Annotated in this window: 23 protein-coding genes; 8 read left to right on the top strand and 15 right to left on the bottom strand. The window is 61.0% G+C overall.

Annotation, left to right across the window (positions count from 1 at the left end):
• Positions 1 to 7: 7 nt before the first annotated feature.
• Positions 8 to 2,116 (bottom strand): TonB-dependent siderophore receptor, encoded by a 2,109-nt coding sequence (locus tag HBR93_RS14895; protein WP_169960580.1) that lies wholly within the window; start codon positions 2,114 to 2,116, stop codon positions 8 to 10.
• A gap of 75 nt (positions 2,117 to 2,191) precedes the next feature.
• Positions 2,192 to 3,346, bottom strand: coding sequence for a Do family serine endopeptidase AlgW (gene algW, locus HBR93_RS14890; protein ID WP_057437778.1), 1,155 nt, complete (start codon positions 3,344 to 3,346; stop codon positions 2,192 to 2,194).
• Between the two features lie 102 nt (positions 3,347 to 3,448).
• On the opposite strand from algW, the gene HBR93_RS14885 reads away from it, so the two are divergent.
• From HBR93_RS14885 to cysN, 3 genes are all read left to right on the top strand, one after another.
• On the top strand, positions 3,449 to 4,207 hold the full coding sequence (locus HBR93_RS14885) for a Nif3-like dinuclear metal center hexameric protein (RefSeq protein ID WP_057958314.1): 759 nt from the start codon (positions 3,449 to 3,451) through the stop codon (positions 4,205 to 4,207).
• Between the two features lie 159 nt (positions 4,208 to 4,366).
• Positions 4,367 to 5,284, top strand: a complete 918-nt coding sequence (gene cysD, locus HBR93_RS14880) for a sulfate adenylyltransferase subunit CysD (protein ID WP_057437780.1) — start codon at positions 4,367 to 4,369, stop codon at positions 5,282 to 5,284.
• A gap of 9 nt (positions 5,285 to 5,293) precedes the next feature.
• Positions 5,294 to 7,192: a sulfate adenylyltransferase subunit CysN gene (cysN, locus tag HBR93_RS14875; protein ID WP_169960579.1), complete on the top strand. Its 1,899-nt coding sequence runs from the start codon at positions 5,294 to 5,296 to the stop codon at positions 7,190 to 7,192.
• Positions 7,193 to 7,361: 169 nt separating this feature from the next.
• Here cysN and HBR93_RS14870 read toward each other — a convergent pair whose 3' ends face one another.
• The 3 genes from HBR93_RS14870 to HBR93_RS14860 are packed head-to-tail and all read right to left on the bottom strand — an operon-like array spanning position 7,362 to position 10,760.
• Complete coding sequence (locus HBR93_RS14870) at positions 7,362 to 8,261, bottom strand: acyltransferase (protein WP_057958316.1); 900 nt, start codon at positions 8,259 to 8,261, stop codon at positions 7,362 to 7,364.
• Positions 8,262 to 10,361 carry a phosphate acetyltransferase gene (gene pta / locus HBR93_RS14865; RefSeq protein ID WP_169960578.1) on the bottom strand — a complete coding sequence of 700 codons (2,100 nt, stop codon included), beginning with the start codon at positions 10,359 to 10,361 and terminating at the stop codon, positions 8,262 to 8,264.
• A 60-nt stretch (positions 10,362 to 10,421) separates the two neighbouring features.
• Complete coding sequence (locus HBR93_RS14860) at positions 10,422 to 10,760, bottom strand: DUF3565 domain-containing protein (RefSeq protein WP_081044174.1); 339 nt, start codon at positions 10,758 to 10,760, stop codon at positions 10,422 to 10,424.
• Between HBR93_RS14860 and HBR93_RS14855 the strand changes: the two genes are divergently transcribed.
• The 3 genes from HBR93_RS14855 (at position 10,729) to HBR93_RS14845 (ending at position 13,091) form a co-directional block, all read left to right on the top strand.
• Positions 10,729 to 11,214 (top strand): peptidylprolyl isomerase, encoded by a 486-nt coding sequence (locus HBR93_RS14855; RefSeq protein ID WP_017476012.1) that lies wholly within the window; start codon positions 10,729 to 10,731, stop codon positions 11,212 to 11,214. The two genes, HBR93_RS14860 and HBR93_RS14855, sit on opposite strands and share 32 nt — an antisense overlap.
• 136 nt (positions 11,215 to 11,350) lie before the next feature.
• Positions 11,351 to 11,833, top strand: a complete 483-nt coding sequence (locus tag HBR93_RS14850; RefSeq protein WP_057958318.1) for a glutathione peroxidase — start codon at positions 11,351 to 11,353, stop codon at positions 11,831 to 11,833.
• Between the two features lie 154 nt (positions 11,834 to 11,987).
• On the top strand, positions 11,988 to 13,091 hold the full coding sequence (locus HBR93_RS14845) for an NADH:flavin oxidoreductase (RefSeq protein WP_057437784.1): 1,104 nt from the start codon (positions 11,988 to 11,990) through the stop codon (positions 13,089 to 13,091).
• 62 nt (positions 13,092 to 13,153) lie between these two features.
• Here HBR93_RS14845 and HBR93_RS14840 read toward each other — a convergent pair whose 3' ends face one another.
• From HBR93_RS14840 to cysZ, 4 genes are all read right to left on the bottom strand, one after another.
• Positions 13,154 to 13,570 (bottom strand): hypothetical protein, encoded by a 417-nt coding sequence (locus HBR93_RS14840; protein WP_169960577.1) that lies wholly within the window; start codon positions 13,568 to 13,570, stop codon positions 13,154 to 13,156.
• Between the two features lie 116 nt (positions 13,571 to 13,686).
• Entirely contained in the window at positions 13,687 to 14,865 is a 1,179-nt protein-coding gene (locus HBR93_RS14835; RefSeq protein ID WP_169960576.1) for a glycosyltransferase family 1 protein, read from the bottom strand.
• Between the two features lie 78 nt (positions 14,866 to 14,943).
• A complete protein-coding gene (locus tag HBR93_RS14830) occupies positions 14,944 to 15,936 on the bottom strand; it encodes a cytochrome-c peroxidase (RefSeq protein ID WP_120731672.1) in 993 nt (330 codons plus the stop codon).
• An 83-nt stretch (positions 15,937 to 16,019) separates the two neighbouring features.
• A complete protein-coding gene (cysZ, locus tag HBR93_RS14825; RefSeq protein WP_029295586.1) occupies positions 16,020 to 16,775 on the bottom strand; it encodes a sulfate transporter CysZ in 756 nt (251 codons plus the stop codon).
• Between the two features lie 294 nt (positions 16,776 to 17,069).
• Between cysZ and trxB the strand changes: the two genes are divergently transcribed.
• Positions 17,070 to 18,032 carry a thioredoxin-disulfide reductase gene (gene trxB / locus HBR93_RS14820; RefSeq protein WP_057958322.1) on the top strand — a complete coding sequence of 321 codons (963 nt, stop codon included), beginning with the start codon at positions 17,070 to 17,072 and terminating at the stop codon, positions 18,030 to 18,032.
• An 87-nt stretch (positions 18,033 to 18,119) separates the two neighbouring features.
• On the opposite strand, the gene HBR93_RS14815 is transcribed toward trxB, so the two are convergent.
• The 5 genes from HBR93_RS14815 to HBR93_RS14795 form a co-directional block, all read right to left on the bottom strand.
• On the bottom strand, positions 18,120 to 18,458 hold the full coding sequence (locus HBR93_RS14815; RefSeq protein WP_169960575.1) for a HopJ type III effector protein: 339 nt from the start codon (positions 18,456 to 18,458) through the stop codon (positions 18,120 to 18,122).
• Positions 18,451 to 18,747 (bottom strand): DUF1244 domain-containing protein, encoded by a 297-nt coding sequence (locus HBR93_RS14810; protein WP_169960574.1) that lies wholly within the window; start codon positions 18,745 to 18,747, stop codon positions 18,451 to 18,453. The genes HBR93_RS14815 and HBR93_RS14810 overlap by 8 nt, the downstream gene beginning before the upstream one ends.
• Before the next feature lie 23 nt (positions 18,748 to 18,770).
• Positions 18,771 to 19,142: a dihydroneopterin triphosphate 2'-epimerase gene (folX, locus tag HBR93_RS14805; RefSeq protein ID WP_057437798.1), complete on the bottom strand. Its 372-nt coding sequence runs from the start codon at positions 19,140 to 19,142 to the stop codon at positions 18,771 to 18,773.
• A 55-nt stretch (positions 19,143 to 19,197) separates the two neighbouring features.
• Positions 19,198 to 19,905, bottom strand: coding sequence for a dihydromonapterin reductase (gene folM / locus HBR93_RS14800; protein ID WP_057437799.1), 708 nt, complete (start codon positions 19,903 to 19,905; stop codon positions 19,198 to 19,200).
• A 61-nt stretch (positions 19,906 to 19,966) separates the two neighbouring features.
• Positions 19,967 to 20,527 carry an antibiotic biosynthesis monooxygenase gene (locus HBR93_RS14795; protein ID WP_169960573.1) on the bottom strand — a complete coding sequence of 187 codons (561 nt, stop codon included), beginning with the start codon at positions 20,525 to 20,527 and terminating at the stop codon, positions 19,967 to 19,969.
• Positions 20,528 to 20,740: 213 nt separating this feature from the next.
• Here HBR93_RS14795 and HBR93_RS14790 point away from each other — a divergent pair, with 213 nt between their 5' ends.
• The gene (locus tag HBR93_RS14790; RefSeq protein WP_057437810.1) at positions 20,741 to 21,700 is read left to right on the top strand and encodes a MerR family transcriptional regulator; all 960 of its coding nucleotides are present in this window, start codon (positions 20,741 to 20,743) and stop codon (positions 21,698 to 21,700) included.
• Between the two features lie 2 nt (positions 21,701 to 21,702).
• Here the strand turns inward: HBR93_RS14790 and HBR93_RS14785 are convergent, their stop codons facing one another.
• Positions 21,703 to 22,308, bottom strand: coding sequence for a hypothetical protein (locus HBR93_RS14785; protein WP_057437811.1), 606 nt, complete (start codon positions 22,306 to 22,308; stop codon positions 21,703 to 21,705).
• Positions 22,309 to 22,348 lie beyond the last annotated feature (40 nt).

Raw genomic sequence — 22,348 nt, 5'->3', positions numbered from 1 at the left:
GGTCCTTTTACAGATTGAGGGTCAGGCTGACGGTGAAGTTGCGCGGCTCTCCGGGGGTTACCCAGTAGTTGCTGTAGGAGCGCTCGTAGTACTTTTCATCGAACAGGTTGTTGAGGTTCAAGCCCACGGTGAGGTTGTCGCTGGCCTTGTAATGGGCCAGCAGGTCGACCGTGTGGTAGGCCGGCAACTCGAAGCTTTTACCGGCCTCGCCCGAGCGGTCGCCGACGTAGGTAAAGGCCGCGCCCAGATCCGAGCCCCGCAGGGCGCCATCCTGGAACTCATACACGCCCAACAGGCTGCCACTGCGCTTGGCCACGCCAGGGACGCGGCTGCCGGTGGGGATTTCTTTGTCACCCTTGGTCACTTGCGCATCGATGTAGGCCAGGGCGCCAATCACCCGCACAGCGTCAGTCAATTGCCCGCTCAGTTGCAGGTCAACCCCCTGGCTGCGGGCCTTGCCAATAGCGCGCTTGAGGTCGGTGGCCGGGTCGGTGGCCAGGGTGTTTTCTTTATTGATATGGAAGGCGGCGACGGTGGCGCTCAGGCGGTCGTCGAACAGCTCTGTCTTGATACCGACTTCATAACCAACGCCTTCTTCGGGCTCGAGGAATTTACCGGCTGCGTCCAGGTCACTTTGCGGCTTGAACGAGGTACTGGCGTTGGCAAACAGCCCCACCTGCGGGGTCAGTTGATACAGCAGGCCGGCCCGCTGGGTCATGACATCGTGGGTTTTCTGGCTCTTGGCGCCGTTGCGGGTGAAGTCCTCTGAGCTTTGCTCGACGTGCTCCAGGCGCACGCCTACCAGGCCGCGCAGGCGGTCGGTAAATACGATCTGGTCCTGCAGGTTCAGCGCCTGGCTTTTCACCTGGGTGAAAAAATCAGTGCCCGTGGGCTTGCCATTGGGCTTGGGCTGGCCATAGACCGGTTGGTAGATATCAATCGGGTAGCTGCCGGCGATGGCGGTCACCCGTTCTTTCTTGCGGTAGTCCTCGTACTCGGTGCCGATCAGCAATTCATGCTGCCAACTGCCGATATCGAACAGACCGCGCAGCTCCAACTGGGTGATGCTGTCGTGCCAACCCATGGAGCGTTCGCGGTAACGGCGGTTGACGGTATGCCCATCGGCATTCAGCGGGCGGCTTTCCGAGGCGTGGCCCCAGAGGCTGCCTTGTTTGTAATGGCTGGCCAGGCGCAGTTTCCAGGCATCGTTCAAGTGATGCTCGAGGGTGGCTTGCAGGCGGTTGTTGTGGTTGTCGATATCGCCGTCGTTGGGCTCGCCGAGGAAGGTCGAGCGGGACATGCCGCTCCAGCGGTCATTCGGCGCGACGATGCCCCGGTCGAACGTTGAGCTGTGGCGCACGAACTCACTTTCCACCAACAGGCTGGTGTCCGGGTCCAGTTGCCAACTGAACGAAGGGGCGACAAACACCCGCTTGCTCTGCACGTGGTCGCGAAAGCTATGGTTGTCTTCCACTGCCAGATTGACCCGCGACAGCACATTGCCTTCGCTGTCCAGCGGGGTGTTGATATCGACGGCGGTGCGGTAGCGGTCCCAACTGCCGGCGCTGGTCTGCAGGGTGGTAAAGGCTTCGGCTTGGGGCTTTTTGGTGACGATATTCACGGTGCCGCCGGGATCGCCACGGCCATAGAGACTGGCGGCGGGGCCCTTGAGCACTTCGATACGTTCGATATTGGCCGTGTCCGGCGTGCTCGGGTAGCCACGGTTGGCGCTGAAACCATCCTGGTAGAACGCCGAGGTGGTGAAGCCGCGAATACTATATTCGTAAAGGGTCAGGCCACCGAAGTTGTTCTGCTTGGACACCCCGCCGGCAAACTCCAGGGCGCGCTCGACGTTGTTGCTGCCCAGGTCCTTGAGCACTGTGGTGGGAATCACACTGATTGACTGTGGGATATCCCGCAGGGCGGTGTCGGTCTTGGTCGCGCTGGCCGAGCGGGTCGCACGGTAACCCGTGACCGGGCCGGTAGCGGATTCATACGCCTCGCCGGTGATGCTGGTGGTGCCCAGTTCAAGGGTGTTGGTGTCTTCTGCAAACACCGGGTCCACCAGCAATCCCAGGGCGAGACCGGCCAGGGGCGCAAACTTTCGAGACGTCATGGTCTAACATTCCAATATCAATATTGAAATAATATAACATGACTATTGAGAGTGTATCTCTTTAAGGATCGTCCTTTATTCCTGCTCTTTCACCGGGGCGGGCGGCGGGCGCAGGCCCACTTCGGCCAGCAGCTTGATCTCTTTGCCGTTGCGCATCACCTGGATCGCGACCTTTTCCGTCGGTTTGATCCGCGCCACCTGGTTCATCGAACGGCGACCATCGCCCGCCGGTTCACCATCGATGCTGAGGATCACATCGCCCACCTGCATCCCGGCTTTCTCCGCCGGGCCGCCGCGCAGGATGCCGGCAATCACGATGCCTGGGCGCCCGGTCAGGCCAAACGACTCCGACAGCTCCTTGGTCAGCGGTTGCACTTCAATCCCCAGCCAGCCACGGATCACCTGGCCGTGCTCGATGATCGACTTCATCACTTCCATCGCCAGCTTCACCGGGATCGCAAAACCGATGCCCTGGGAGCCGCCGGACTTGGAAAAAATCGCCGTGTTGATGCCGGTCAGATTGCCATTGGCGTCCACCAGCGCGCCGCCGGAATTGCCCGGGTTGATCGCCGCGTCGGTCTGGATAAAGTCTTCGTAGCTGTTAAGGCCCAACTGATTACGCCCGGTGGCGCTGATGATGCCCATGGTCACGGTCTGGCCGACGCCGAACGGGTTGCCGATCGCCAAGGCCACATCACCGACCCGCAGGCTTTCGGAGCGGCCGATGGTGATGGAGGGCAGGTTCTTCAGGTCGATCTTCAGGACCGCAAGGTCGGTTTCCGGGTCGCTGCCCACCACCCGCGCCAGGGTTTCGCGGCCATCGCGCAGGGCCACGACAATCTGGTCGGCCCCGGTGCTTACATGGTTGTTGGTCAGGATGTAGCCTTCGGGGCTCATGATCACCCCGGAGCCGAGGCTCGACTCCATGCGGCGCTGCTTGGGCGAATTGTCACCGAAGAACCGCCGGAACTGTGGGTCTTCAAACAGCGGGTGCGCCGGTTTATTGATGACTTTGGTGGTGTATAGGTTGACCACTGCGGGCGCAGCGACCACCACCGCATCGGCGTAGGTCACCGGGCCTTGTTGCACCGCGCTGGTTTGCGGTGCCTGTTGCAGGTTGACGTCCAGGCTTGGCAGGCCGACCCATTGCGGATAACGCTGAATAATCAGCATCGCGATCAGCACGCCGGCCAACAATGGCCATCCAAAAAAACGCAGCGCCTTGAGCATCAAGTAAGTCCTGACAGGTTGCAGGGGGCGCGGGAGCGCCCATAATGTCGCGCATTATACGAGGCCGCGAGCGCCTCTGAACGGGATATTTAGGAGTCTTTTATGGCCGTCGCCCTGAGCACCCTGGTTGAAGAAGCGGATCGCTACTTGAACAGCGCGAAAATTGCCGATTACTGCCCCAATGGCCTGCAGGTCGAAGGCCGGCCGCAGGTGTTGCGCATTGTCAGTGGCGTGACTGCCAGCCAAGCGCTGCTCGACGCGGCGGTGGAGGCCAAGGCCGACCTGGTGCTGGTGCATCACGGTTATTTCTGGAAAGGCGAGAGCCCGTGCATCACCGGCATGAAACAGCGCCGCCTCAAGACCCTGCTCAAGCACGACATCAGCCTCCTGGCCTACCACCTGCCGCTGGACCTGCACCCGGACGTGGGCAACAACGTGCAGTTGGCCCGCCAGTTGGACATCACCGTCGAAGGCCCGCTGGACCCGGACAACCTCAAGGTCGTCGGCCTGGTCGGCTCCTTGGCCGAGCCCCTGTCGGCACGGGATTTCGCCCGCCGTGTGCAGGAAGCCATGGGCCGCGAGCCGCTGCTGATCGAAGGCAGCGCGATGATCCGCCGCGTGGGCTGGTGCACCGGCGGCGGCCAGGGCTACATCGACCAGGCCGTGCTGGCCGGGGTGGATTTGTACCTCAGCGGCGAGGCCTCGGAACAGACCTTCCACAGTGCCCGGGAAAACGACATCAGCTTTATCGCCGCCGGCCATCACGCCACCGAGCGTTATGGCGTGCAGGCCCTGGGCGATTATCTGGCCCGGCGCTTTGCCCTCGAGCACCTGTTTATCGACTGCCCCAACCCGATCTAAGCCTCCCAACAGGCCCGTCATTGCAGGCAAACCGAGCGGTATATCCATATACCGTTTCGATCTAGTCAGCTCCCTGATTAGAAGTAGGTGCTGTGCTAGCATGCCTCGCTCGAACACGGCCCGCAGGCCGTCCATAAGATCGTTTTTCCGTGAGTAGCCATGGTCGACAAACTGACGCATCTGAAACAGCTGGAGGCGGAGAGCATCCACATCATCCGTGAGGTTGCCGCCGAGTTCGACAACCCCGTGATGCTCTACTCCATCGGCAAAGACTCCGCCGTGATGCTGCATCTGGCGCGCAAGGCATTCTTCCCGGGCAAGCTGCCGTTTCCGGTGATGCATGTGGACACCCAGTGGAAATTCCAGGAAATGTACAAGTTTCGCGACCGCATGGTCGAGGAACTGGGCCTGGAGCTGATCACTCACGTCAACCCGGACGGTGTGGCGCAGGGCATCAACCCGTTCACCCACGGCAGCGCCAAGCACACCGACATCATGAAGACCGAAGGCCTGAAACAAGCCTTGGACCAGCATGGTTTCGACGCAGCCTTCGGCGGCGCCCGTCGCGATGAAGAGAAATCCCGCGCCAAAGAGCGCGTGTACTCGTTCCGCGACAGCAAGCACCGCTGGGACCCGAAAAACCAGCGCCCGGAGCTGTGGAACGTCTACAACGGCAACGTCAACAAGGGCGAGTCGATCCGCGTGTTCCCGCTGTCCAACTGGACCGAGCTGGATATCTGGCAGTACATCTATCTGGAAGGCATCCCCATCGTGCCGCTGTACTTCGCCGCCGAACGTGAAGTGATCGAGAAGAACGGCACGCTGATCATGATCGACGACGAGCGCATTCTCGAGCACCTGTCCGACGAGGACAAAGCCCGCATCGTCAAAAAGAAAGTCCGTTTCCGTACCCTTGGCTGCTACCCGTTGACGGGCGCGGTGGAGTCCGAAGCCGAGACGCTGACGGACATCATCCAGGAAATGCTCCTGACGCGAACTTCCGAGCGCCAGGGCCGTGTCATCGACCACGATGGTGCAGGCTCGATGGAAGATAAAAAACGTCAAGGTTATTTCTAAGGGGCTGTCATGTCGCATCAATCTGATTTGATCAGCGAGGACATCCTCGCCTACCTGGGCCAGCACGAACGCAAGGAAATGCTGCGCTTTCTGACCTGTGGCAACGTCGACGACGGCAAGAGCACCCTGATCGGGCGCCTGCTGCACGACTCCAAGATGATCTACGAAGACCATCTGGAAGCCATCACCCGCGATTCGAAGAAAGTCGGCACCACCGGTGACGATATCGACCTGGCTTTGCTGGTCGACGGCCTGCAGGCCGAGCGTGAGCAGGGCATCACCATTGATGTGGCCTACCGCTATTTCTCCACCGCCAAGCGCAAATTCATCATTGCCGACACCCCCGGCCATGAGCAGTACACCCGCAACATGGCCACCGGTGCGTCCACCTGTGACCTGGCGATCATCCTGGTGGATGCGCGCTACGGCGTGCAGACCCAGACCCGTCGCCACAGCTTTATCGCCTCGCTGTTGGGCATCAAGCACATCGTCATCGCGATCAACAAGATGGACCTCAACGGTTTCGACGAGAGCATCTTCGAGTCGATCAAGGCCGACTACCTGAAGTTTGCCGAGGGCATTGCGTTCAAGCCGAGCACCATGGCCTTTGTGCCGATGTCGGCGCTCAAGGGCGACAACGTGGTGAACAAGAGCGAGCGTTCGCCGTGGTACACCGGCCAGTCGCTGATGGAGATCCTCGAAACCGTCGAGATCGCCAACGACCGCAACTACACCGACCTGCGTTTCCCGGTGCAGTACGTCAACCGCCCGAACCTGAACTTCCGTGGTTTCGCCGGCACCCTGGCCAGCGGCATCGTGCACAAGGGCGACGAAGTGGTGGTGCTGCCGTCGGGCAAGAGCAGCCGCATCAAATCCATCGTCACCTTCGAAGGTGAGCTGGAGCACGCAGGCCCAGGCCAGGCCGTGACCCTGACCATGGAAGACGAGATCGACATCTCCCGTGGCGACCTGCTGGTGCATGCCGACAACGTGCCGCAAGTGACCGACGCCTTCGACGCCATGCTGGTGTGGATGGCCGAGGAGCCGATGCTGCCGGGCAAGAAATACGACATCAAGCGTGCTACCAGCTACGTGCCGGGTTCCATCACCAGCATCGTGCATCGTGTGGATGTGAACACCTTGGAAGAAGGCCCCGCCAGTGCCTTGCAACTGAACGAGATCGGTCGGGTCAAGGTCAGCCTCGACGCGGCGATTGCCCTGGACGGTTACGCCAGCAACCGCACCACCGGCGCCTTTATCGTGATTGATCGCCTGACCAACGGCACTGTGGCCGCGGGCATGATCATCGCACCACCGGTCAGCCATGGCATCGCGGCGCAGCACGGCAAGTTGGCCCACGTGGCCACCGAAGAGCGCGCCCAGCGTTTCGGCCAGCAGCCGGCCACCGTGTTGTTCAGCGGTCTGTCGGGCGCAGGCAAGAGCACCTTGGCCTATGCAGTTGAGCGTAAATTGTTCGACATGGGCCGTGCGGTGTTTGTGCTCGATGGCCAGAACCTGCGCCATGACCTCAATAAAGGTCTGCCACAGGACCGAGCCGGGCGTACCGAGAACTGGCGGCGTGCTGCTCACGTGGCGCGTCAGTTCAACGAAGCCGGCCTGCTGACCCTGGCGGCCTTCGTGGCGCCGGATGCCGAGGGCCGTGAACAGGCCAAGGCGTTGATCGGCAGTGATCGTTTGCTGACCGTGTACGTGCAGGCCTCGCCGCTGGTGTGTGCCGAGCGTGACCCGCAAGGCCTGTATGCTGCGGGTGGGGATAACATCCCTGGTGAGTCGTTCCCGTACGACGTGCCGTTGAATGCCGACCTGGTGCTCGACACCCAGGCCCTGTCGCTGGACGACAGCGTCAAGCAAGTGCTGGAGCTGTTGCGCCAGCGCGGCGCGATCTAAACCTCGCCGCCACAAAAAAGCCCGCCACCGATCACTCGGTGGCGGGCTTTTCACATTCTTCAGGTTGACACAGTCAGTGTGGGAGCTGGTTTGCCTGCGATGGCAGTGGTTCAGGCAATGCACTTACATCTGACAGACCGCTATCGCGGGCACGCCACACACAGGTTGATCAGCGATTACCTGGGTACTCGATGTGAAGCCGGCTCAACAGGGCATCCTTGTCTTCCCACAACTGGTTGATCCAGCCCTGGAACGCCAACCGATACTCCCCATCCTGTTCATAATTCTTGCCAATGAACTCGGCCGGGATCTGCACCTCTTCAAACTGCACCACCACGTCTTTTACATTGCCGCACAGCAAGTCCCAGAACCCCGGGCGCCCGCCTGGGTAGTGGATAGTCACATTGACCAGTGACTTCAGTTGCTCGCCCATGGCATCCAGTACAAACGCAATGCCGCCGGCCTTGGGCTTGAGCAGGTAGCGGAACGGCGATTGTTGCTGGGCATGTTTGCCAGGGGTAAACCGCGTGCCTTCGGCAAAGTTGAAAATACCCACCGGGTTGTCGCGAAATTTCGCACAGGTCTTGCGGGTGGTTTCCAGATCCTTGCCTTTCTTCTCCGGGTGTTTCTCCAGGTAGGCCTTGGTGTAACGCTTCATGAAGGGGAAGCCCAGCGCCCACCACGCGAGGCCAATCACCGGTACCCAGATCAGCTCCTGCTTGAGGAAAAACTTCAGTGGGCGGATCCGTCGATTGAGCACGTACTGCAACACCATGATATCGACCCAGCTCTGGTGGTTGCTGGTCACCAGGTACGAGTGCTGGTAGTCCAGGCCTTCCAGGCCCTTGAGGTGCCAGCGGGTGCGGCGCACCAGGTTCATCCAGGCCTTGTTATTGCTGATCCACGCTTCATGGGTGTGGTTCATCAACCACTCGCTGAAGCGCTTGGCGAACGGCAGCGCCTTGAACAGCGCGACGATAAACAGGAATGAACACAGCAGGATGGTGTTCAACGCCAGCAGCAGCGAGGCAAGGACCCCACGCAGGGGGGCAGGCAGAAAGTCCAGCATTTAGGCATCCATAGGTCGGTTGGCGGCTTGAATCGCGGTCAGGGCGATGGTGTAGACGATATCGTCCACCTGGGCCCCACGGGGCAGGTCGTTCACAGGTTTGCGCAGGCCTTGGAGCATCGGGCCGAGGCTGACGCAATCGGCACTGCGCTGCACGGCTTTGTGGGTGGTGTTGCCGGTGTTGAGGTCGGGGAACACAAAGACCGTGGCCTTGCCCGCCACCAGGCTGTTGGGTGCCAGTTGCCGAGCGACGTTTTCGTTGGCGGCGGCATCGTACTGCAAGGGGCCATCGATCAGCAGCGAGCTTTGTTGTTCGTGGGCCAGCAGGGTGGCCTCGCGGACTTTCTCCACTTCTTCGCCACTGGCCGAGTCACCACTGGAGTAGCTGATCATCGCCACGCGCGGGGTGATACCGAAGGCGGCGGCCGAGTCGGCGCTCTGCAGGGCGATTTCCGCGAGTTCCGCGGCGCTGGGGTGCGGGTTCATCACGCAGTCGCCGTAGACCAGTACTTGTTCAGGGAACAGCATGAAAAACACCGACGACACCAGGGTGCAGCCCGGCGCGGTCTTGATCAGTTGCAGGGCCGGGCGGATGGTATTGGCGGTGGAGTGGATGACCCCGGAGACCAGGCCGTCCACTTCATCCAGCGCCAGCATCATGGTGGCGATCACCACGGTGTCTTCCAGTTGCTGCTCGGCCATCGGCGCGTTGAGGCTTTTGCTCTTGCGCAGGGCCACCATCGGCTCGACATAGCGCTCGCGAATCAGATCCGGGTCAAGAATCTCCAGGCCTTCGGGCAACTCGATGCCGTGGGCGCGGGCCACGGCTTCGACGTCAGCCGGCTTGGCCAGCAGCACACAACGGGCAATGCCCCGGGCCTGGCAGATGGCGGCGGCTTGCACGGTCAGCGGCTCGCTGCCCTCGGGCAGCACAATGCGCTTGTTGGCGGCCTGGGCACGCTGGATCAACTGGTAGCGGAACACCGCCGGTGACAGGCGCATCTCCCGTGGCGTACCGCAACGCTGGTGCAGCCAGCGCGCGTCCAGGTGGCTGGCGACGAAATCGGTGATGATCTCCGCACGTTCGCGGTCATCAATCGGGATTTCCTTGTTCAGGCTGTTGAGTTGGTTGGCGGTGTCGTAGGAGCCGGTGCTCACCGACAGCACCGGCAGCCCGGCCTGGAACGCACCACGGCACAGATCCATGATCCGTGGGTCGGGCAGGGTGTCGCTGGTCAGCAGCAGGCCGGCCAGGGGCACGCCATTGATCGCGGCCAGGCTGACGGCGAGGATGATGTCATCGCGATCCCCCGGCGTCACCACCAGCACGCCGGGCTTGAGCAGCTCCACGGTGTTGCGCATGGTGCGTGCGCAGATGATGATTTTGCTCATGCGCCGGGTTTCATAGTCGCCCGCATTGAGCACTTGTGCGCCCATCAGGTCGGCCACGTCGCGAGTGCGCGGGGCATTGAGCTCGGGCTGGAACGGGATACAGCCCAGCAAGCGGAAATCGCCACTGCGCAGTAACGGCGAATGCTCCTTGAGGCGCGCGGCGAAGACTTCCATGCTTTCGTCGGTCTGCACCTTGTTCAGAATCACGCCCAGCACTTTCGGGTCTTTAGGGCCGCCGAACAGTTGCGCCTGCAATTCCACGCGGCCGGACAGTTCGGTCAGCACTTCGTTTTCCGGGGCCGAGACGAGGATGACTTCGGCATCCAGGCTTTTCGCCAGGTGCAGGTTGACCCGTGCGGCATAGCTGGCGCTGCGGGTCGGCACCATGCCCTCGACAATCAGCACGTCCTTGCCCACGGCGGCCTGCTGGTACAGGGTGATGATTTCTTCGAGCAACTCATCGAGCTGGCCATCGCCGAGCATCCGCTCGACATGGGCCAACCCCAGGGGGTGCGGCGGTTTCAGGCCGTGGGTACGCGCCACCAGCTCGGTGGAACGCTCAGGCCCGGTATCGCCGGGGTGCGGCTGGGCAATCGGTTTGAAAAAGCCGACTTTCAGCCCGGCCCGCTCAAGGGTACGCACCAGCCCAAGGCTGATGGAGGTCAGACCCACACCAAAATCGGTGGGCGCGATAAAAAAAGTCTGCATGCGAATTCTCTGAAGGTGCATGGCTTCGGTGGTGCGCTATGGCTGCGCGCCGACCGGGAATCAGTTGCCAAGGGTATCGTTATCCGGGCGCTGCGCACACCAGCCACAGGCAAAGGGCTGGCCTATTTTTGCCAGGCGTTGCGCCGGATCAATCACCCAGCCCCTGGATTGCCAGGGCGGCTGGTGGCGCAGGTGCTGCGTATGGCCGCAGGACAGCGCGGCGACCCAGTGGCCGTCTGCGTCCTGGTGAAATCCGACGACCGTCGAGTCACTGGATCGACTCCGTCTGTCCGGGTTGTGTTCGCTTTCGGGCAAATCCTTGTTTAGACTTGTCCGTTCTTCATTCTTATGCAAAAGGTCTCGCCCCATGCCGATCGCCGCCAACAAGGCTGTCTCCATTGACTATACCCTGACCAACGACGCTGGTGAGGTCATCGACAGCTCCGCCGGCGGCGCGCCGCTGGTCTACCTGCAAGGCGCAGGTAACATCATCCCGGGCCTGGAAAAGGCCCTGGAAGGCAAAGAGGTTGGTGATGAACTGACCGTTGCCGTAGAACCTGAAGATGCCTACGGCGAGTACTCGGCCGAACTGGTCAGCACCCTGAGCCGCAGCATGTTCGAAGGCGTCGACGAACTGGAAGTGGGCATGCAGTTCCACGCCTCCGCTCCGGACGGCCAAATGCAGATCGTGACCATTCGCGACCTGGACGGCGACGATGTCACCGTCGACGGCAACCACCCGCTGGCAGGCCAGCGCCTGAACTTCCAGGTCAAGATCGTTGCCATCCGCGACGCTTCCCAGGAAGAAGTTGCCCACGGCCACGTACACGGCGAAGGTGGTCACCACCATTGATTGACGGGCCACGTCCAGTCAGTTGAAAAGAAAGGCGCCTTCGGGCGCCTTTTTTGATTGGCGGCTATTCTTGCCGGCTGGGCGGCTGTAATCTCGAATGGCCGTTACACAGAATATGGGAAATCTGGAGTTCGTCATGAGTGCTTTCCACGACCTTAAACTCACAGCCCTGGATGGTCAGGAGCTGCCTCTGACGCCCTATAAGGGGCAAGTCGTGCTGGTGGTCAATGTCGCCTCCAAGTGTGGACTGACCCCGCAGTATGCGGCGCTGGAAAAACTTTATCAGCAGTACAAGGGCCAGGGTTTCACCGTGCTGGGCCTGCCGTGCAATCAATTTGCAGGCCAGGAGCCCGGGACCGAAGACGAGATCCAGGCGTTTTGCAGCCTCAACTATGGCGTGAGCTTTCCCCTGGGCAGCAAGCTGGAGGTCAACGGTCCCGATCGTCATCAGTTGTATCGCTTGCTGGCAGGTGAGGGCGCGGAGTTTCCAGGGGATATCACCTGGAACTTCGAGAAATTCCTGCTGGGTAAGGATGGGCGGGTGCTGGCGCGTTTTTCCCCACGTACCGCGCCTGATGATCCGAGTGTTATCCAGGCCATCGAAAAGGCCCTGGCCTGATTTGGCGCTGTGGTGAGGGGGCACGCCCCTTTGCCACAAGTCGATGTATCCTCCCGCTTTTGCACCTTAATCACCGCAATCAATAGTGCTATCCAGTGCGGTCTGCACTCCATATTATCCGCATCATAAAACCCCTTTCATGCGGAGTGCTGCCATGCCTGTCCAAGCCTTGTTCAAACCTTTCCAGCTCGGTGCACTGCAATTGCCGACCCGCGTGGTCATGGCGCCGATGACCCGTTCGTTTTCCCCCGGTGGCGTACCCAATTCCAAAGTCATCGAGTACTACCGCCGTCGCGCGGCGGCCGGCGTTGGCCTGATCATCACAGAGGGCACGGTGGTGGGCCACCAGGCTTCCAACGGCTATCCGAATGTCCCGCATTTCTACGGTGAAGCGGCATTGGCCGGCTGGAAGAAAGTGGTCGACGCGGTGCATGCCGAGGGCGGCAAGATCGTCCCGCAACTGTGGCACGTTGGCAGCGTGCGGCGCATAGGCACAGAACCCGATGCCAGCGTGCCGGCCTATGGCCCGATGGAAAAACTCAAGGACGGTAACGTGGTGGTCCACGGCATGACGGTCCAGGATATCCAGGCGGTGATTGCTGCCTTCGCCCAGGCCGCCAAGGATGCCCAGAGCATCGGTATGGACGGCGTGGAGATCCACGGTGCCCACGGTTACCTGGTCGACCAGTTCTTCTGGGAAGGCAGCAACCAGCGTACCGATGAATACGGCGGCAGCCTGGCCAATCGCTCCCGGTTCGCCATCGAGTTGATTCAGGCCGTGCGGGCGGCGGTAGGTCCCGAGTTCCCGATCATTTTCCGTTTCTCCCAATGGAAGCAGCAGGATTACACCGCGCGCCTGGTGCAAACGCCCGAGGCACTGGGTGAGTTTCTCAAGCCGTTGTCGGACGCGGGTGTGGATATTTTTCACTGCTCCACACGGCGCTTCTGGGAACCGGAGTTTGAAGGCTCCGAACTGAACCTGGCGGGCTGGACCCGCAAGCTCACTGGCAAACCGACCATCACTGTGGGCAGCGTGGGACTGGATGGCGAGTTCCTGCAGTTCATGGTCAATACTGACAAAGTGGCGCAGCCGGCGAGCCTGGAAAAACTGCTGGAGCGCCTGAATAACGATGAGTTCGACCTGGTGGCCGTTGGTCGTGCGCTGCTGGTCGACCCGGATTGGGCGCTGAAGGTCCGTGAAGGCCGTGAGGGCGATATCTTGCCGTTCAGTCGTGAAGCGCTGATGACCTTGGTGTGACGCTCAGGATGAGCCGGCTGGCCCGGCTCATCCCCATGCTTTAGCTGCGGCTGAAGGGCGGGCTATCCACCCTTGGCGGTGTTCGGAGCGTACATCAAGGGGCGCGATGCAACCTCGGGCGGTAGCGGATTATCCACCCTTGGGGCGGAAGTAAGCTGCTCAAAGGGGCGGGACTCTGCCTTAGGCTGACCCGAGCTGACTTGGCTGGGTGAGTGTGAGGGCTCTTGCGACGATATCCCCAACTGCCGCCGAAGTTGATTGCGCTGCGCTTTTTCCTGCACAGCTGTTTGATCAGGGAGGTCTGCCTCATGTGTGAGTCGATTGAATCGGTCACTGTTCAGCAGTTTCTGCTCGTCGGCGGTGAAGGGTTCGATGTCTCTGCCGTGCTTTTGCCATAAATGATCATACTGCGCGGGATCCTTCTGGCCGTTGTTCGGGGGGATGGCTGAGGTCGGTAAAGGGTTGGTGTTGATTAACATGGTTAAGACTCCATCGCATGATTGTCTGCGCAGACCTGCACGAGCCTGAATCTGCAGCCCTATCTGTATGGCGCTAGAGGGCTGATGGTTCCATGTCTAAAGTAACTGGATATACCTCACACCAGGCGCGAGCTGCCTGTATCGACAGGTTCCTCACCGCACACGCTGCGCAGTTGGTGCTCGAACTGCTCGATAATCGCCGGCCAGCCCTGGCGACTGGCATGTTGGCGGGCATTCAGGCGCATCCGGCGCAGACTCTCGGGTTCTTCCAGTAACCAACTGGCGGCATCGCAAAATGCCTCCTCGTCACCCGGCATCGCCACGGCACCACTGTAGCCATGGCGGATATGCTGGGTGGCGGCCGCCTGGTCGTAGGCCACTACGCCCAATCCGGAGGCCATGGCTTCCAGTACCACGTTGCCAAAGGTCTCGGTGAGGCTGGGGAACAGAAACAAGTCCCCTGACGCATAGTGCCGGGCCAGTTCCTCGCCGCGTTGCGTGCCGCAGAAAATCGCCTCGGGGAGGCTCTTCGCCAGTGTCTCCCGCTGTGGCCCGTCACCGACCACGATCAGCTTTAAACGACGCTGTGGATAAGTCGCCTGCAACCCCTCGAAGCAGCGTTTGAGCAAGCCGAGGTTTTTCTCTGGCGCCAGGCGTCCGACATGCAAGATCGCAATATCGTCATTGCCCAGGCCCCACTGCCCACGCAAGGTGTTGTCACGCCTGGCCGGGTGGAACAGTTGGCTGTCGACCCCGCGCGACAACAGGTCCAGGCGCTCGAAGTGGCGGCGTTCCAGTTCCAGGCGCTGGCTGACGCTGGGCACCAGGGTCAGGCTGGAACGGTTGTGGAACCAGCGCAGGTAGTGGGTCAAGATGCGGCTGAGCATGCTTAGGCCGTACTGGCTGGAATACTGCTGGAAGTTGGTATGGAAACCGCTGACCACGCTGATCCCCAGGCGCCGTGCCGCGCGCAAGGCCGACAAGCCCAGCGGGCCTTCGGTGGCAATGTACAGCACGTCCGGACGCTGGCGTTTCCAGCGCCGCAGCAGTTTGTGCATCGAGGACTGGCCCCATTGCAGGCCGGGATACCCTGGCAGAGGCCAGCCGCGACACAACAGTAGGCCGTCGTCGCTGAGGCGGCTCAAGTCGCCACCCTGGCGCGGGCGCACCAACTCCACCTGATGCCCACGGGCGCGCAGGCCGTCACACAGGCGGCCAAGGGTGTTGGCCACGCCGTTGATTTCCGGTGGAAAGGTTTCGGTGATCAGGGTGATATTCAGGGAAGCTGTCGTCATGCAGCCAGTGTCGGCGCGGGCCATGTCGTCATTGTGTCATCGCAATGACGGATTTATGACGACAGGCCCGGTACTGGCTTAGTTGAACGGCGCAGGACGCGGGGTCTTGGCCGAGGACGGTGGCAGGATCGGCAGCTTGAAGTCCGGCTGGTCGCCGGTCAGGGTGTCGAGGAATGCGACAATCTGGCTGACCTCATCGGTGCTCAACTTGCGCCCCAGTTGCAGGCGGGCCATCACGTCCACGGCTTCGCTGAGGTTCCAGTAGGCACCGTCGTGGAAGTAGGGGTAGGTCAGGGCGACGTTACGCAAGGTCGGTACCTTGAACATCATCCGGTCCTGATCCTTGCCGGTCAGGCCCGCCACGCCCTGGGCCGGGTTCTGGGTGGCATAGGGTTCGACCATGCCCATTTTCTGGAAGGTGCTGCCACCGACCGCTTCGCCGTTATGGCACGCCACACAGCCGATGCTCTTGAACAGCTGGTAGCCCTGCGCCGCAGTGGCGCTGATGGCTTTTTTATCGCCCAGCAACCAACGGTCGAATGGGGCGTTGGGGGTGACCAGGGTTTCTTCGAAGGCCGCAATGGCATTGGTCACATCGTCGAACTTGATGCCGTCATCGCCATACACCTTCTTGAACGCCGCCTGGTATTGCGGGATCGAGCGCAGTACGTCCACCGCCAGGTCGTGGGTAAAGCCCATCTCGCCGGGGTTGGCGATCGGGCCGCCGGCCTGCTCCTGCAGAGTCGCCGCGCGCCCGTCCCAGAACTGCGCGACGCTCATGCTCGAGTTGAGCACCGTCGGCGAGTTGATCGGGCCCTGGTGCCAGTTATGGCCGATGGAGGTGGGCAGGTTGTCGCTGCCACCCATGCTCAGGTTGTGGCACGAGTTGCAGGAAATAAAACCGGACTTGGACAAGCGCGGGTCGAAGAACAATTGCTTGCCCAACTCGACTTTGTTGGCATCGGTGATCTTCGCCGGTTGCACCGGCAAGATGGGTTCATTGGCGGCGGCGGCCCCCCAGGCCTCGCCGCCCAACATCAATCCGAACATCAGCATTAACGGTCTGTACACGGTGTGCTCCCCACAGGCTTATAGTTTTAATAACCATGTGCTCTGTGTGGGCAAATCGCCATGATCCAGGTCAATCGAACAGGTTAGGGCTTTTGCGCCAGCATCGTTTCGGCGCCGCGCTCACGCACCCAGAACAACGTGGCCCCGGCCACCGCCGCCGGCATCATCAGCAGGTTGACCACCGGCACCAGCAACACCAGGTAAACAATCCCGCCGAAGCTCATGCTCTGCCAGCGCTTCTGGCGCAGCCAGGCGAGCATTTCGTTCCAGCCCAGCTTGTGGTTGTCGGCCGGGTAGTCGATGTATTGGATCGCCATCATCCACACCCCGAACAGCAGCCACAGCGGTGCGGCAATCAGGTTGACCACGGGGATGAAGGACAGGATAAACAGGCCGATGGCCCGGGGCAGGAAGTAGCCCAGCTTGCGCATTTCCCGGGCCAGGGTGCGCGGGACCATGGCGAACAGCTCGGCCCAGCTGAAGGCGGGGAAATCATCGGTACCGCGCACCACCACTTCGACTTTTTCCGCGAGGAAGCCATTGAAGGGCGCGGCGATGATATTGGCGAGCATGGTGAAGCTGAAAAACACCATAAAGGCCACCAGCAGCACAAACAGCGGCCACAGGATGTAGCTGAGGAAGCTCAGCCAGCTGGGCAGCGTCGGCATCAAGGTGTCGACCCACAGGCTGAACTGATGGCCAGCAAAATAAATCAACCCGACGAACAGTATCAGGTTGATCGCCAGGGGCAGCAGGACGAACAGGCGCAGGCCTGGGCTCAAGACCAGTTTCAGGCCTTCACGCAGGTATTGTGGGCCTGACAGAACGGGGGCGGGCATGGAAAACTCCGGGCAAAAGGGTAAACGCGCCGACCTTACCGGCTTTGCCGGTAGGGTGAAAGCACGGTCAGCAAGCCGACATTAACGGTAACAAACATGTTGATTAATAGGTGCCACGGCATAGAGACCGCCTATGAGCTGGATTGTTAATCCGTATTTCCTTAATCTTGCCCCCCTCTATACGCTGCACCCATTATTTTTAGGGCCTGCGAGTTAAAAAGCCTTCCCCAAGTGCTTCGCGGTCCTTTTTTATTCCAGCCGCTCTGTAGTCCGGGCGGTCGATAGGAGTGAGTCATGTCTGATACCCGTCATTCGCGAGTGATTATTCTCGGTTCCGGCCCTGCCGGTTACAGCGCTGCGGTCTACGCGGCCCGGGCCAACCTCAAGCCGTTGCTGATCACCGGCATGCAGGCGGGTGGTCAGTTGACCACCACCACTGAAGTCGACAACTGGCCGGGCGACGTCCACGGCCTGACCGGCCCGGTGTTGATGGAGCGCATGAAAGAGCACGCCGAGCGTTTCGAGACCGAAATCGTCTTCGACCATATCAATGCCGTGGACTTCTCGAAAAAGCCCTACAGCCTGACCGGCGACAGTGGCGTCTACACCTGTGACGCGCTGATCATCGCCACCGGCGCCAGCGCCCGTTACCTGGGGCTGCCATCGGAAGAAGCGTTCATGGGCAAGGGCGTTTCCGCCTGCGCGACCTGCGACGGGTTCTTCTACCGCAACAAGCCGGTGGCTGTGGTCGGTGGTGGTAACACCGCTGTCGAAGAAGCACTGTACCTGGCCAACATCGCCAGCACCGTGACCCTGGTTCACCGCCGCGAAACCTTCCGCGCCGAGAAGATCCTGATCGACAAGCTGCACGCGCGGGTTGCCGAAGGCAAGATCATCCTCAAGCTCAACGCCACCCTGGATGAAGTCCTGGGCGACAACATGGGTGTGACCGGTGCGCGCCTGAAAAACAACGACGGCAGCTTCGACGAGCTGAAAGTCGACGGCGTGTTCATCGCCATCGGCCACACTCCGAACACCTCGCTGTTCGAAGGCAAGCTGACCGCCAAAGACGGTTACCTGGTGGTGCAGGGCGGCCGTGAAGGCAATGCTACCGCGACCAACATCGAAGGCATCTTTGCCGCTGGCGACGTGGCTGACCACGTCTACCGCCAGGCCATCACCTCGGCCGGCGCCGGCTGCATGGCGGCCCTGGATGCCGAGCGTTACCTCGACGGCTTGAAAGACGCTGCTTTCTAAACCGTTGCAATGAAAAAACCGGCTGCGAGGCCGGTTTTTTTATGGGCGCGATTCAAGCAACGCCAGAGTACAGACGTGTTAACCCGATCAGCGCTGGCTCAAGGGCTGGGCGCCGAACTTCACACCCGCCAACCCATGCTCGATCAACGCGCGGATATTGCCGTGATCTGTGCCCTCAGGCGTCGCCAGCACCGAACGATAGTGCTCACCAAACGCCAGCAGGGCCTCTTGGTCGCTCAAGCCTTCCAGCAGCGCCAGGCCCAGGGTCTTGCACGAGCCCTCGTTTTGCCCGGCGGCGTTTTCTACACCACCGTTGGTGAAGGCCTGGGGCTGGTAGTCGTAGCCGGCAGCGATAAACGCCAGGGTGTCGGCAAAGACGTGTGCGCCGCTGTTGAGGCTGGCGCGCAGGGTGTTCAGGTCAGTCATGGGGTTTTCCTTTGGCAAACGCCGCTTGTTGTTCGGCGCTGGCTTCTTGCTGGTATTGGGCTTTCCACTCGGCGTACGGCATGCCGTAGACCGCTTCGCGGGCGTCATCGAGGCTGACCTCGATCTGGCGTTCGTCGGCTTCGGCCTTGTACCACTTGGACAGGCAGTTGCGGCAGAACCCGGCGAGGTTCATCAGGTCGATGTTCTGCACGTCCTTGCGGCTGTCCAGGTGTGCGACCAGCCGGCGGAAGGCGGCGGCTTCGAGTTCCAGGCGTTGTTGATCAGTCATGGGGTTCACGCAGATTCAGGGGGTTAACGGCTGGCTGCCAGGGTGATCGACACCGACTCGGCAAAACGCAGCGCATGGGGCTTGTCGACTTCGACTTCGGCATACAGCACCGACTCATTGCTCATCACCAGGTCCAGCAGTTCCTGGGTCAAGCGTTCGAGCAGGGCAAAGCGGTTGCCTTCGACGTGGGCGATGATGGCCTTGGTGATGGTGCGGTAGTTCAAGGCGTGGTCGATGTCGTTATCGCGCACCGCGTCTTGTGCGGCATACAGGATGGTCAGGTTGATCAACACATCCTGCTTGTTGAGGATCTCCTCCTCGTTGATGCCAATAAAGGTGCGCAGACACAGGTCCTTGACCCGGATGCGCGCCATACCTGGTTGAAGTTGTGGCATTGCTACTTGCTCCGTCCAATCAGTTGCAGGAACCCCAGGCGGCTGGTGTTCGGGTTTACTTGACATGCCGCCCGCCATTGACGGTCAGGGTGGTGCCAGTCACATAAGGGTTGTCCAGCAGGTAACGCACGCTCTGGTAAATCACCTCAGGCCCGGGTTCGATACCCAATGCAGACTTGGCCAGGACCTTGGCGCGATAGGCCGCGTCGTCGCCGTCGTTGAACATCACCATGGCCGGCGAGATGCCATTGACCTTGATCCGGGGCGCGTATTGGGCGGCGAAGGACAGGGTCAGGCTGTCGAGCCCGGCCTTGGTGGCGCAGTAGGCGATATGCTGGCGGCTGCCCTTGCGGGTCACGTCGTCGCTGATGTGCACAATGTCGGCCAGCGTCGAGCAGCGCAACAAGTCAGCACAATGCAGGTTGATCAGGTACGGCGCAAGCATGTGCACGCTGAACATATCAATAAAGGCGTGGGCTTCGTCGCCAGGTGTTTCTGCGGCCCAGGTCGAGGCATTGTGGATAATCGCCCGCAGGCTATCGGTATGGCTCTTGAGTTCGCTGATAAATGCCAGGATGCCGGCCTCAGAGGAGAAGTCGGCAAACACGCCAATCGCCCCACGTTCGCGCAGGGCCTGCACGCCGGGACGCTCACTGCGATAGCTGAAGATCACCGGCTGGTTATCGTCCAGCAGGCGCAGGGCGCAGTGCAAGCCGACACGTTGGCCGGCGCCGGTGATCAGGATCGGAGCGGGAGAAGTCATGGGAAGCTCGAGTCGCGGGCAAGCTAAAACTATACCAGCGACCGGCCTGTTGCGGATCGGCTCAAACGGTTGCTTCGGCAGGTTTTACCCGTGGCGGCGCAGGATTGAGCCAGCCTGCCAGCAAATGGGTCGACAGCGGGATGAACAGATAGACCATCAACGGCGTCAGGGCCAGGGTGCTGACCAGCACGCGGCTGAACAGGCCCAGTTCGGCCAGCAAGGGCTCAAGGCCAAAGTTGAACAGCAGCGACACCGGGAAAAACGCCAGCCAGATCGCCACGGCCTGTTTCCAGCGCGGCGGGCGTTGGCCTACGGCACCAAACCAGCCCTCCATGCCGCTGACCCGATGCTCCATAGGGTCAGCAAACAACTCGCTGCCACGGCCCAGCCAGGCGCTGCGCGAGGCCGAGAATTCCCAGGCGTGCAGGGTCTGCTCGTCGGCGAAGCGGAAGATGATCTGGAATTCGCCACCGTCGGCAGGCGGGGCAAGCACGCCGGAGCCCAGGTAACCGGGAAAGTCAGTGGCCAGTTGCTCGCCTTCACGCAGCCAGCTCATCATGTCTTGATAGCGACCTTGGGCAGCGCGGCGCGCGACCATCAAGGTGACGGGGAGGGTAGACATTGTGTATCTCCGAATGTGTGGGAGCGCTGTACCGGGTAGGTGGCGTCCCTGGCGAAACCGCGGGGTAGAGCGGCGACGCAGAAAAAACAGGCAAGGATTATTCCTGATTTGACGAAATACGCCAGCGACATTGGACGGCTGGGCAATTCCCTTGAAAAAGACAGGTATAAAAGCGTTAAATGGGATCCAACTTTGTATAGTTTTGGTCAGCCGATGCCTGTAATCACAGCACCATCCCAAGGTATTGCACCAAGCGCCCACTGTGCGGCAGATGAGTTGTTCCCGATTCGCGAAGTTGCGAGATTGACGGGTATCAACCCGGTCACGCTCCGAGCGTGGGAGCGGCGTTATGGTTTGATCCAACCGGTACGCACCGAAAGCGGGCATCGCCTGTACACGCAGAAGGATATTGAGACCGTCCATCGCATTCTGGATTGGATCGAGCGTGGCGTGGCGGTCAGCAAAGTTGGCAAGATCCTCGCGCGCGACGATTCGCAGGCCTCTTTCGTGCGCCAGTTGCAGGAAGGCGACGCAGAACACGAGTCGACTCAGTGGCAGCAGCAGTTGCAACTTGCCATCGGCGCTTTTGATGAGCTGCAACTGGAACGTCTGTACGGGCAGATTTTTGCGGCATACCCCGTTGCGGTGGTGTTCCAGGACATCCTGATGCCCCTTTGGCAACAGTTGTTGCGTCACCAGGGGCGTTTCGGCCAGGCCAGCGAATGGCTGTTTTTCGACAGTTTCCTGCGGGCGCGGATTTCCCAGCGCCTGCAGATGGCCCGTGCCGGCCGTACGCCACAGGTATTGCTGGCGGCCATTGCCGGGGAGTGCCGAGAACTGGAGTTGCTGGTGGCGGGGCTGATGCTCAGTGGTGATGAACTGGCCGTTCACGTGTTGAGCTTGGGCCATCCCCTGGATGAGTTGACGCTGATCTGCGAGAAGACCCGGCCGCAGGCGCTGGTGCTGTTCTCCAACCACTCACCGACCCACGATTTGCCCAATCGGCTGGAGCGCTTGGCCCTGACCCTGGAGTGCCCGCTGCTATTGGCCGGTGATGCCTCGGACATGGCCGACAAGCAACTGGCCGGTACTGCCATCGGTTGCCTGGGCAATGAAGGGCGGTTGATGCAGCGACGCTTGCAGCAGTTTCTCAGTGGAACCCTGGATACCTGAGATCAGGCATGCACTTCGGGGTGGGCCAGGCGATGCTGTTGCAGGATGAACTGGCGCAGGCGCTCGGTTTCATCCGCATCGCCCTGGCTCAAGCGGTAGGCAAACAGACCGCGAGCCGTTTCGCGCTCTAACGTGCCACGCACGGCAATCCGTTCGTAGCCGGAGGGGCTGAACCACATCGAGAACGTGCGCGGTGGTTTGCTGCGGCCGCGACACTGCACCAGCAGGCCCTTGAACGACACTTCATGCACCCACAACGCTCCGGGCTGACCCCTGACGTTTTCCAGGGCGACCGGCTCTTCAAGCACCAGGCGCCAGGGCCGAATCATCGGCCCATCCTCGAAAATACTCGGCACCCCAAGACGCAAGTGCAGGGCATGGAACTCGTCTTCCACCAGTTGCAGTGGAAAGGTCATTTGCTGGTTATCGAACTGCGCCTGGATCGTCACCTGCTCATGGGCCGCCAGGCGCGTAAGCAGGTCGCGGATCTGCGCGCCACCGTTGACCGTCAGGCTCGACGACACATCCCGCACATTCAGTTGCGGGTTGTGGTGCATGTTCTGGATGAAATCCAGCTCGTCCTGGGTCAAAAGCGCGTCGCGTTGCATTGATGTGGCTCAAGGAAATGCGTGATTAAACTGATTATCA

Source organism: Pseudomonas sp. WS 5411 (assembly GCF_012985595.1).
GTDB classification, from domain to species: domain Bacteria; phylum Pseudomonadota; class Gammaproteobacteria; order Pseudomonadales; family Pseudomonadaceae; genus Aquipseudomonas; species Aquipseudomonas shahriarae.
Note: the sequence above shows the minus strand (reverse complement) of the source record. Positions and strands in the feature narration are given on the sequence as shown.